This is a genomic window from Pedobacter sp. 05L430 (genome assembly GCF_056397585.1).
Genome location: NZ_JBFTNT010000004.1, coordinates 89,200 through 100,741 on the forward strand (window position 1 = coordinate 89,200; position 11,542 = coordinate 100,741).

The following is an 11,542-nucleotide window of genomic DNA, read 5'->3' on the forward strand; positions in this document are numbered from 1 at the left end:
ATAGTACTATATGTCTTTATCCGATTTTTTTTCACCTTTAAGTACAGACAAATTCTCACCAAAAGCGGGATTTTATACCAGTCAGCTAGGTTTGAAGGCTACTTTTTACACAGATAAATTTCCTGACCTTGAAGAAAATGAATACGATATTGCCATTTTTGGAGTACAAGATGACCGTGCTTCTGTAAATAATGAAGGCTGCGGCCTTGCCCCCGACTATTTTCGTGCCCAGTTTTATAGTTTAAATGAAGGCGCTTATACCAGTAAAATTATAGATCTGGGAAATATAAAAGCTGGTGCCTCAATTTCCGACACCTACGTAGCATTAAAAATGGTAGTGTCTGAATTGATTAAGCTGAACATTGTACCTATAATTATTGGCGGCGGGCAAGACCTTACTTACGCGCAATACCTGGCTTACGAAAGCCTGGAGCAAAAGGTAGATCTGGTGGTTGTAGATAGTAAATTTGACCTTGATGAAGAAGATCAGGAAGGACTTGCTGCCAAATCAGATACCTACTTAAATAAAATACTACTTCACCAGCCAAACTACCTTTTCAACTTTAGTAATATTGGTTACCAAACCTATTATGTGAATCAGGAAAGCTTAAAGGTAATGAGCAAGCTGTATTTTGATGTGCACCGCTTAGGTGAATTTGCAGATGATATCAGTTTAACCGAACCGATTGTTCGTAATGCCAATATGCTCAGTTTCGATATTGGCGCAATTCGCTCATCTGATGCTGCGGCAAATGCAAATGCAGGGCCAAATGGCTTTTATGGCGAGCAGGCTTGCCGCATTGCCAGATACGCAGGGATGAGTGATAAGCTTACCTCTATCGGTTTCTATGAATTTAATCCTGCCTTCGATACCAACGGGCAAACAGCCATGCTGCTGGCTCAAATGGTTTGGTATTTTGTTGATGGCTATTACAACCGTAAAAAGGATTTTCCGCTTACACCAAAATCTCAATACCTGATCTACAGAGCCAGTTTAAATGACGGAACAGGAGAGATGTTGTTTGTTAAAAGTAAAAAATCAGATAGGTGGTGGATGCAGGTCCCTTACCCTACAGGAATCTCAAAGAATGAACGATTTCACTTAGTACCATGTCGTTACGATGATTATACGACTGCTGTAAATGGCGAAATGCCTGATCTCTGGTGGCGCACATTCCAGAAACTATTATAATTTTACATTTTTTATTGCGTTATGTAGGGGCTTGAATTTATATTTGAGTGCAGGCATACTATTATATATATAATAAATTGTACCAATGCTTGTTAAAATTAAAGAACACAATATGAGGAAATTATTAATTACTGCAGTTTGTTTATTGCCTGTTGCAGCTATGGCACAAGGAAAATTCACATTGCAGGCCAAAGTTGGGAACTTAAACGCCCCGGCCAAAGCATTTTTATATTATAAAACAGGAAGTACCCAGGTTGTGGATTCAGCCGTTATTGCGGGAGGTAAGTTTTCGTTTACCGGCCCCTTAACCGGAATATCACAGGCGGCAATTAGAGTTGTTCATGATGATAAAGCTCCTGCCCCAGCAGATCCGGCAGCTGTTGATTTATTTAGATTTTACCTGGAGCCAAAAACGGTTGCAGTTAATTCGGCTACCGATTCTGTTAAACATGCCGTAGTAAAAGGTTCTGCTGTAAATGATGATGATGCTAAGTATAAAGCCATAACAAAATCTGTTATGGATAAAAACGCTGCGTTAGAAGCGGAGTATAAGCGTAAAACTGATGAAGAGCGTAAGGATGAAAACTATATAAAAACTGTGCAGGCACGTAGCGAAGCACTTCAAAAAGAGTTTATAGATATTAATAAACAGTTTTATTTAGCTAATCGCGATTCTTATGTTGCTCTGGTAGCATTTGCAGGTACAATAGGGCCTGATGCTAACCCAACCGTTGTGGAGCCTGATTTTAATAAATTCTCTGCTGAGGTTAAAGCTACTGATCTTGGTAAAAGCATAGCCGAGATGTTATCATCATTAAAGAAAAATAATGTTGGTTCGTTGGCAATGGATTTTACTCAAAATGATGTAAACGATAAGCCTGTTAAATTATCTGATTTTAAAGGGAAGTATGTGTTGCTTGATTTTTGGGCTTCATGGTGCGGACCTTGCAGAGGCGAGAATCCGAATGTAGTTAAGGCATACAATACTTATAAAGACAAAAACTTTACGGTTCTAGGTGTTTCTCTGGATAAACCTGGTCAAAAAGAAGCCTGGTTACAAGCTATTAAAGATGATGGCTTAACATGGACTCACGTATCAGACTTGAAGTTTTGGGATAATGCCGTTGCCAAGATGTATGGTATCCGTGGTATTCCTGCAAATTATCTGATTGACCCAACCGGAAAAATCATTGCAAAGAATGTAAGAGGAGAAGAATTACAAAGCAAACTTGCGGAAGTATTAGGCGCTCCAAAAACTAAATAAGACCTGCTTAATTGGTTGCCAATTTTGGGGGGAATTCCTGTGGAAATTGGGGGTTTATACAATCGTTATACAATCATTACGCATTGCAAATACAATAGTGAATTGGTTAAAGAACGTGTAGTTGTTGATTAACGAATGCATGTCATCTCGACGATAAGATAAAAGAACAGGGTGTGTCATGATTTATGACACACCCTGTTTTTTTACCGTATAAGGAAGATTCCTGCTCCCTTATACTAAGTCAAAACCAATATCTTCTCTAAAATACTTGCCGTCAAAATAGATGCGGGCAGCATCGGCTGTTGCCGATTGTAATGCATCAAACTGGCTATCTTGTAAACTGCTAACTGCAATAACACGACCGCCGTTTGTTTTTACAACACCACCTTCAAGTGCTGTTCCGGCATGAAATACCAAAGATTGGCGTACATTGTCAATACCGGTAATGGCTTTACCCTTTTCATATTCTCCAGGATATCCGCCCGCAACAATCATTACGGTTGCAGCATTTTTAGGGCTGATATTTAATTTATATCCTTTTAATTTCTGTTTGGCTGTTGCAAGAAAAAGTTCTACCAGATCATTCTCGATTCTTGGAACTACACTTTCCGTTTCCGGATCGCCCATGCGGCAGTTGTATTCAATTACAAAAGGTTTTTCATTTACTTTAATTAAACCGAAGAAGATGAAGCCTGTATAGTTGATTTTATCTTTCTTTAAACCGCTAATGGTTGGAATGATAATATCACGTTCAACTTCGTCTAAAAATGCTTTGCTGGCAAAAGGAACCGGAGATACCGAGCCCATACCACCAGTATTTAGGCCAGTATCTGCTTGCCCGATACGTTTGTAATCTTTTGCTTCAGGAAGTATCACATAGTTTTCGCCATCTGTAAGTACAAATACCGAAAGCTCTATGCCACTTAAAAACTCTTCAATTACTACTGTAGTTCCGGCTTCGCCAAACTTGCCGCTAAGCATTAATTTTAATTCTTCCTGTGCTTCTTCGGTATTATCTATAATTAAAACGCCTTTTCCTGCTGCCAATCCATCGGCTTTTAATACCACCGGAAGGGGATGAGATTGCAGGTAAGTTAAACCTTCTTCTAAAGTTTTGCCGGTAAAAGAACGCGAACTTGCTGTAGGAATACCATGGCGTGCCATAAATTGTTTAGAAAAATCTTTACTGCCTTCTAAAATTGCACCTTCTTTTTTTGGCCCGATAACCGGGATTTTTGATAAACTTTCATCCTCAGCAAAAAAATCATGAATACCATTTACAAGAGGTTCTTCGGGGCCAACTACTACCAGTTCTATGTTTTCTTTAAGAACTAATGCTTTTACGGCTTCAAAATTATTGATGTTAAGATTTATGTTTTTTCCATAAACTCCTGTACCACCATTACCAGGTGCAATAAATAATTGAGAGCAAAGAGGAGACTGGCTCATTTTCCAGGCAAAGGCACTTTCTCTTCCTCCTGATCCTAATAGTAAGATATTCATCTATATATGATTTAATTGTTGGGTCTGTGTGGGCAAATATACCGCTTTAGCTAAATTATCACAGGCTAAGTTTAAATTAGGCATAAAATATGCTTAGAAAAGGTTGTTTGTCAATAGATTTCGGTTTGTAAAAGATTAAAATTAGATTTGCCGCCAACATGAGACACATTGTTACTTTATCACTTGTATTTTTTAGTCTTACCCACTTGGCCAAAGCCGAGCGGGTTGAGGGGCTAAGACTTATAACCGAAAAGTACTGCAATAAGCAGCAGGTGAACACAGAACAGGCAACTGTTCGCTCAAGTCAGCCTGACGATTCGAGGTATCCTTTTTTCTTATCTTATAGTGCTTTAACTACTATAGGAGTACTTCCTGAAGCACATATCATTAAATATAGGGCTCATAATCAAAACATCTTAAACCTTACCATAAGGGAACAGCCCAAGAATAACAGTCCCTAATTTTAGCATTCATCGTTATCCTGACCTCACAGAAGCTGTGAAGCAAATTTATTTCAGGATCTCGCACATGCCTCAATTCCTGCTAAACCGGAATTCTGAAAATAAACTTAGGATGACGCGAAGCGAAAACATTGAGCGCACTGACAACTGACATTCTGGCTTACAGCCCGGTAATGGCTTGGTTGTTGTAATTTTATCAGTTTTAATAATAGTAATAAACAAACACAAGTATACATGTTAGGATTTTTAGCCAAAGTTTTTGGAAGCAAATCAGAAAGAGATATTAAGGCATTACAGCCTATAGTAGTCAAAATAAACGAAGAGTACGCAAAATTATCAGCACTAAGCAATGATGAACTGCGTAATAAAACAGTTTATTTTAAAGATGTTATCGCTAAAGCGTTAGCAGAAATAGATGGAAAAATAAGCGGGTTAAAAACCGATGCTGAAAGCCAGGAATTGTCATTGCCTGAAAAAACAGCTATATACGATCAGATTGATGCTTTAATCAAAGATCGTGATAAGGAATTAGAAGTAGTGTTGTCTGAGATTTTGCCTGCTGCATTTGCAGTGGTAAAAGAAACTTCGAGACGTTTCTCTGAAAATGAGCAACTGGAAGTTACGGCTACTCAGTTTGACCGCGACTATGCTGCCCGTAAAAAGAATGTAACTATACAAGGTGATAAAGCACTTTGGGCCAATAAATGGGATGCTGCAGGTACCGAGGTAGTTTGGAACATGGTACATTACGATGTTCAGTTGATTGGTGGTATGGTATTGCATAATGGTAAAATTGCAGAGATGGCCACTGGTGAAGGTAAAACCTTAGTAAGTACGCTGCCTGCTTACCTGAACGCACTTGCCGGACAAGGTGTACACATCGTAACGGTGAATGATTACCTTGCACGACGTGACTCGGAGTGGAATGGTCCTTTATTTGAGTTCCATGGTTTAAAGGTTGATTGTATCGATAAACATGAACCAAACTCTCAGGAACGCAGAGACGCATACCTTGCTGATATCACTTATGGTACCAACAATGAATTTGGTTTCGATTATTTGCGTGACAATATGTCGCAAACTCCTGATCAGCTGGTACAACGCAAGCTACATTTTGCAATGGTGGATGAGGTCGATTCAGTTTTAATTGATGATGCCCGTACGCCATTAATTATATCAGGACCTGTTCCTTTTGGTGATCAGCATGAATTTCATGAGCTAAAACCACGTATTGAGCGTTTGGTTACTGCTCAGAAAGAATATGTTACCAAAGCTTTAAACGAAGCAAAAAAATTAATTAATGATGGTAAAACCGGTACAGAAGAGGGCGAAGGTGGTTTAGCACTTTTACGCGCGCACCGTGGTTTGCCTAAAAATAAAGCATTGATCAAGTTCTTAAGTGAGGGTAGTGTAAAACAAACCTTATTGAAAACTGAAAACCATTATATGGCAGATCAGTCTAAGAATATGCCTAAAGTAGATTCGGAATTGTTCTTCTATATTGATGAGAAAAACAACCAGGTTGAACTAACTGAGAAAGGTATCGAGCTGATCACGAAATCTGGTGAAGACCACAATTTCTTTGTGTTACCTGATGTAGGTACTGAGATTGCTGATATCGAAAAATCATCATTAACCAGTGAAGAAAAAATAGCTCAGAAAGATGCTTTAATGCGCGACTACTCTATTAAGGCAGAGCGTATCCACTCTGTAAACCAGTTGTTGAAAGCATATACTTTATTTGAGATCGATGTTGAATACATCATTGATGAAGGTAAAATTAAAATTGTAGATGAGCAGACTGGTCGTATTATGGATGGCCGTCGTTATTCAGATGGTTTACACCAGGCAATCGAAGCAAAGGAAAATGTAAAAGTTGAAGATGCTTCGCAAACCTATGCTACCGTTACCTTGCAAAACTTTTTCCGTATGTACCACAAGCTTTGCGGTATGACGGGTACAGCTACTACAGAGGCTGGCGAGTTTTGGTCTATCTATAAACTGGATGTAGTAGAGATACCTACAAACAGAGTTATTTCAAGAAAAGATCATCAGGATTATGTTTACCGTACTGTTCGTGAAAAATATAATGCAGTAGCAGAAGAGATCGTAAAATTAACTGAAGCAGGCCGCCCGGTATTGGTGGGTACAACTTCGGTTGAGATTTCGGAATTACTTAGCCGTATGTTGAAACTGAGAGGTATTAAACATAATGTCCTGAATGCGAAGATGCACCAGAGAGAAGCTGATATTGTTGCTGAAGCAGGACAACCTGGTCAGGTAACCATTGCAACCAACATGGCTGGTCGTGGTACGGATATTAAATTAGGCCCAGGCGTTAAGGATGCTGGTGGTTTGGCAATTGTTGGGACGGAGCGTCATGAGTCTCGTCGTGTAGACAGACAGTTACGTGGTCGTGCAGGCCGTCAGGGAGATCCGGGTTCATCTCAGTTCTTCGTGTCATTAGAAGATAACTTAATGAGGTTATTTGGTTCTGAAAGAATCTCTAACATCATGGTAAGAATGGGTATTGAGGATGGTGAGGTAATTCAGCATTCAATGATCACCAAATCTATTGAGCGTGCACAGAAAAAAGTAGAAGAAAATAACTTCGGTATTCGTAAGCGTTTGCTTGAATATGATGATGTTATGAACTCTCAGCGTTCGGTTATTTATGCTAAACGTAAAAATGCTTTGTTCGGCGAGCGTTTAGATGTTGACATGAGCAATATGGTATTTGATGTTGCGGAAGATATTGTAACTGAATACAAAGAAGAAGGAAATTACGAAGGCTTTAAGCTTGAGGTAATTAAAAACTTCTCTGCAGATACAGCTATTGATGAAGCTGAGTTCAGCTCAAAAGGCGTTCATCATTTAACAGATAAATTATTTGAGGAAGTAACTGCTTTCTATGCAAGAAAATCTGATGCAATTATTGCTCAGGCTATGCCGGTATTAACTCAGGTATATCAGGAGCGTGGTGAGCAGATAGAGCAAATCGTTGTTCCTTTTACTGATGGTGTACGTAGTGTACAGGTTCCTGTAGGTTTGAAAAAGGCAATTGATAACGGTGGTCGTGAGGTTACCAGATCTTTTGAGAAAACAATTGTACTTGCGCTTATTGATGAGTCGTGGAAAGAGCACTTACGTGAAATGGACGAGTTAAAGCAATCTGTACAGAATGCRGTWTACGAACAAAAAGATCCATTGRTSATYTATAAAATGGAAGCWTTYAACYTRTTTAAAAACATGYTWAATGCGGTAAATAAAGAGGTGGTTAGTTTCTTGTATAAAGGTGGAATTCCGGTACAGACAGATCCTAATGATGTAAGGGAAGCTCAGGCTCCAAGACCAGCACCAACCAGATTGAAAATGTCTAAACCTGAATTTAATCAGGCTACAAGTTCAGCTGATGTTGCTCAGATGGAGGATACACGTGAACACGTGCCTCAGCAGCCTATCCGTAAGGATACGGTAATAGGAAGAAACGAACCATGCCCTTGTGGAAGTGGTAAGAAATACAAAAACTGTCACGGTGCAGGATTGTAATTTGTAATAAAGATAAAGAATGCCGATTTTTGTAAAAAAATCGGCATTCTTTTTTTAAAGCCTTGTTCATGAAACTACTATTTGCTGCGTTATTCTGTTGTTCCTATTTTGGTCTGTTTGCTCAAACCAGGGGTCAGGTAACTATAATTAAGGACCCAATGATAGATAGCTTAATAGCAAAACGCATTGCGTTAAATACAAAGGAGCCAGGGACGGGGACTGTACCCTATAAGCCGGGGCCAGTGGTATCGCAGATGGGATATAGGGTTCAGGCATTTTATGGATCAGACAGAAGACAGGTTTTTAATGAGCAATCAAGATTTAATTCACTTTACCCAGCAGTTAATACTTACATCACTTATAAAGAGCCTAACTACTATTTAAGGGTAGGAGATTTCCGGACGCGCCTGGAAGCTCAGCGATTTATGAACGAACTAAGAAGTAATTTTCCTACGCTATTTATATTCAGGGAAAAGATTAATGCACCTAATTTAGAATACAACGATGATCCAGAAAGATAAGATACAGGCACTTTCAAATGATATTTTTGAACAGGTTGTTGGCTACCGTCAGCACCTTCATTCCAACCCGGAACTTTCCTTTAAGGAATTTGAAACTTCAGCATATATTAAAAAGCATTTAACAGATTGGGGTATTCCTTTTTCTGATATGGCCAATACAGGAGTTGTAGGAATTATTAAGGGAGATCTTCCATCTGATAACATCATTGCATTGCGTGCTGATATGGACGCCTTGCCTATATTGGAAGCTAATGAGAAACCTTATACTTCTAAAAATCCCGGCGTAATGCATGCTTGCGGACACGATGTACATAGTTCTTCTTTATTAGGTAGTGCTTATATCCTGAATAGCTTAAAGGCTGAATTTGGAGGTACTATTAAGTTGATATTTCAACCTGCCGAGGAGGTTTTGCCCGGTGGTGCAAGTATTATGATTAAGGAGGGGGTGCTTGAAAACCCTAAGCCGCAATCGATAGTTGGGCAGCATGTGATGCCTCTAATTGATACCGGTAAAGTAGGCTTCCGTTCAGGTATTTATATGGCATCTACCGATGAATTGTATGTAACGGTTCATGGAAAGGGCGGGCATGGTGCACAGCCACATCAAAATATAGATCCTGTATTGATCACTTCTCATATTATTATTGCATTGCAGCAGATTGTGAGCAGAAATGCAGATCCAAGATTACCTTCTGTCCTTTCTTTTGGAAAAGTACAAGCCAACGGGGCAACGAATATTATCCCTAATGAGGTGAAAATTGAAGGTACTTTTAGAACATTAAACGAAGAATGGCGCAAAGAAGCAAAGCGCTTAATGAAAAAAATGGCCGAAGGAATTGCCGAAAGTATGGGTGGAAGCTGTGATTTTAGAATTATGGACGGCTATCCTTATTTGATAAATGAAGAGAAGTTAACAGCTAATACGCGTGCTTTTGCTGAAGATTATTTAGGTAAAGAGAATGTGGTTGACCTGGATATATGGATGGCTGCAGAGGATTTTGCGTATTACTCGCAAGTTACAGACGCTTGCTTTTACAGATTAGGAACAGGAAATAAAGAAAAAGGAACTACCTATTCTGTTCATACGCCTAACTTTGATATTGATGAAGATGCACTAAAGACATCTACAGGATTGATGGCTTATGTTGCGCTTAAGCAGCTGGGTAATTAATAGTATCATGTTATATGCGTTATCCTAGTGCACTCGTCATCCTGAATTTATTTCAGGATCTCGGACATACTACTCAAAACCTGCTCAAACGGGATTCTGAAATAAATTCAGAATGACGAGCGCTTACCAAACCAGGATTACGAACGCTTGACGATCGACTACATAATTAGAATAGATGAAGAAAATACTTTGGTTAGCTGTACTAGTTGGAATTACTTTAAAAGGATCTGCTCAGGAAATAGATCGTTTTAATCCAGATACTATTAAAACCATACAGCTTGATTCGGCCGTAAATATCTCTGCTCAGAAATTTKGTGTAGAGACTTTTATTAACGCCATTATTACTGATGAAAGCTTTTATAAGGCTTTCAGAAATATGAAGAAGTATAATTTCATTGCAGAGAACAACATCTATACTTATAATAAGAAAAATAAGGTAGACGGGCGGATCTATCGCAAGATCAAACATACTAATGAAGGCCCCGAAAAGATGGTATACCTTGCAAAACAGGATACCGGAAAGGTGTACAGAAAGAATGGCAAATACCAATTGTATACGATTGAAATGTTTGACTACATCTTTATGAATGCTTACAAAACTGAATTTTCGGAAGAAGATTCAAAGGGAGGAAAGGCAGATGGTGCAAATGCAGGGTATAAGGATAAATTAAAAACATTGATCTTTGCTCCGGGAAAACCAATTAAAGGCTTGCCTTTTATTGGTAGTAAAACAGAAATTTTTACTGCTAATATGCGACAGTATTACGATTACAGCTATTACAGCGGGACATATCTGGATTCAATTCCGGTATACCGTTTTAAGGTGACGGTGAAGAAGGATTTAAGCAACGGAACCAAAGAAGGCCTAATGATAAAGGAGCTTACTACTATTTTTGATAAGCGCACTTTCGAAATACTGGGCCGTTATGTAGATATGAAATACAGCAATATGCTGTTTGATTTTAATGTGCAGATGAATATCGAAACCAGTTATTTCGGCGACGAGAAACTGCCCACCAAAATCTCTTATCAGGGGAATTGGGACTATCCTTTAAAAAAGGAAGAACGCGCCAGCTTTTTAATTGTACATAAGGATTATCACCTTGGAAAAGGAAAGTAATTTTTTAACTTCGTAAGAAGCTCTTTAAGCTTTTATTTTTAAAAGATTATAACAATGAAAACTTACTTCAAATCACTGACGTTACTGTCTGCATTTCTTATGGTATTACTTTTCTCTGCTATGAATAATAAACCCAAAAAGATCATCTTCTTTGGAGATTCTATTACTCAGGCCGGCGTTGAGCCGGGTGGGTACGTTGACCTAATAAAAAAGGCGCTTGACCCTGCAAAATACGAGGTTATAGGTGCAGGCATTGGTGGTAATAAGGTATATGACCTTTATCTTCGAATGGAAGAAGACGTGCTGAACAAAAAACCAAATCTGGTAGTAATTTACATAGGGGTTAATGATGTATGGCACAAGCAGTCGAGCAGAACAGGAACAGATTACGATAAGTTTATTAAGTTCTATCAGGCATTGATAAATAAGATTCAGGCAAATGGTGCCAAGGTTGTTCTTTGTACCCCGGCAGTAATTGGTGAGAAAAAGAATGGCGTAAATGAGATGGATGGAGATTTGGATAAGTATTCTGGTGCTATAAGAGAACTCGCTGCTAAGAATAACCTCCCACTTTGTGATTTGAGAGCAATATTTAAGACTTATAACGCTGAGCATAATACCGAAGATAAAGACAAAGGAATTTTAACTTCTGATGGCGTGCACTTGAATGAAAAGGGCAATCAGACTTTAGCAGAAAAGTTATTGCCATTGGTAAAATAGATTTCAGCATTTTGCTGCATTTGGAAGAGAGGATAAATAAT

At 38.7% G+C, this 11,542-nt stretch carries 9 protein-coding genes; 8 read left to right on the plus strand and 1 reads right to left on the minus strand.

Translation table 11 applies throughout. The features are described from left to right. Window positions 1-10: 10 nt before the first annotated feature. A complete protein-coding gene (locus AC1DG9_RS02245) occupies window positions 11-1,192 on the plus strand; it encodes a formimidoylglutamase (protein ID WP_288884390.1) in 1,182 nt (393 codons plus the stop codon). Window positions 1,193-1,304: 112 nt separating this feature from the next. Next, window positions 1,305-2,456: a TlpA disulfide reductase family protein gene (locus AC1DG9_RS02250; RefSeq protein ID WP_288884389.1), complete on the plus strand. Its 1,152-nt coding sequence runs from the start codon at window positions 1,305-1,307 to the stop codon at window positions 2,454-2,456. A gap of 231 nt (window positions 2,457-2,687) precedes the next feature. Here AC1DG9_RS02250 and purD read toward each other — a convergent pair whose 3' ends face one another. Then, a complete protein-coding gene (gene purD, locus AC1DG9_RS02255) occupies window positions 2,688-3,959 on the minus strand; it encodes a phosphoribosylamine--glycine ligase (protein WP_172661745.1) in 1,272 nt (423 codons plus the stop codon). 158 nt (window positions 3,960-4,117) lie between these two features. Here purD and AC1DG9_RS02260 point away from each other — a divergent pair, with 158 nt between their 5' ends. From AC1DG9_RS02260 to AC1DG9_RS02285, 6 genes are all read left to right on the plus strand, one after another. Further along, window positions 4,118-4,420: a hypothetical protein gene (locus AC1DG9_RS02260; RefSeq protein WP_172661744.1), complete on the plus strand. Its 303-nt coding sequence runs from the start codon at window positions 4,118-4,120 to the stop codon at window positions 4,418-4,420. A gap of 234 nt (window positions 4,421-4,654) precedes the next feature. Further along, window positions 4,655-7,969: a preprotein translocase subunit SecA gene (gene secA, locus AC1DG9_RS02265; RefSeq protein WP_477634260.1), complete on the plus strand. Its 3,315-nt coding sequence runs from the start codon at window positions 4,655-4,657 to the stop codon at window positions 7,967-7,969. 68 nt (window positions 7,970-8,037) lie between these two features. Next, complete coding sequence (locus AC1DG9_RS02270; RefSeq protein ID WP_288883650.1) at window positions 8,038-8,490, plus strand: SPOR domain-containing protein; 453 nt, start codon at window positions 8,038-8,040, stop codon at window positions 8,488-8,490. Further along, window positions 8,474-9,661: a M20 metallopeptidase family protein gene (locus AC1DG9_RS02275; protein ID WP_288883648.1), complete on the plus strand. Its 1,188-nt coding sequence runs from the start codon at window positions 8,474-8,476 to the stop codon at window positions 9,659-9,661. Before AC1DG9_RS02270 ends, AC1DG9_RS02275 begins: the two co-directional genes overlap by 17 nt. Before the next feature lie 175 nt (window positions 9,662-9,836). Next, a complete protein-coding gene (locus AC1DG9_RS02280; protein WP_477634261.1) occupies window positions 9,837-10,781 on the plus strand; it encodes a hypothetical protein in 945 nt (314 codons plus the stop codon). A 54-nt stretch (window positions 10,782-10,835) separates the two neighbouring features. After that, window positions 10,836-11,501, plus strand: a complete 666-nt coding sequence (locus AC1DG9_RS02285; RefSeq protein WP_172661737.1) for an SGNH/GDSL hydrolase family protein — start codon at window positions 10,836-10,838, stop codon at window positions 11,499-11,501. Window positions 11,502-11,542: the final 41 nt, after the last annotated feature.

Bases quoted from the DNA above. Each gene is read 5' to 3' on its own strand.
- AC1DG9_RS02245 (WP_288884390.1), top strand. From the start codon at position 11: ATGTCTTTATCCGATTTTTTTTCACCTTTAAGTACAGACAAATTCTCA.
- AC1DG9_RS02250 (WP_288884389.1), top strand. From the start codon at position 1,305: ATGAGGAAATTATTAATTACTGCAGTTTGTTTATTGCCTGTTGCAGCT.
- purD (WP_172661745.1), bottom strand. From the start codon at position 3,959: ATGAATATCTTACTATTAGGATCAGGAGGAAGAGAAAGTGCCTTTGCC.
- AC1DG9_RS02260 (WP_172661744.1), top strand. From the start codon at position 4,118: ATGAGACACATTGTTACTTTATCACTTGTATTTTTTAGTCTTACCCAC.
- AC1DG9_RS02270 (WP_288883650.1), top strand. From the start codon at position 8,038: ATGAAACTACTATTTGCTGCGTTATTCTGTTGTTCCTATTTTGGTCTG.
- AC1DG9_RS02275 (WP_288883648.1), top strand. From the start codon at position 8,474: ATGATCCAGAAAGATAAGATACAGGCACTTTCAAATGATATTTTTGAA.
- AC1DG9_RS02285 (WP_172661737.1), top strand. From the start codon at position 10,836: ATGAAAACTTACTTCAAATCACTGACGTTACTGTCTGCATTTCTTATG.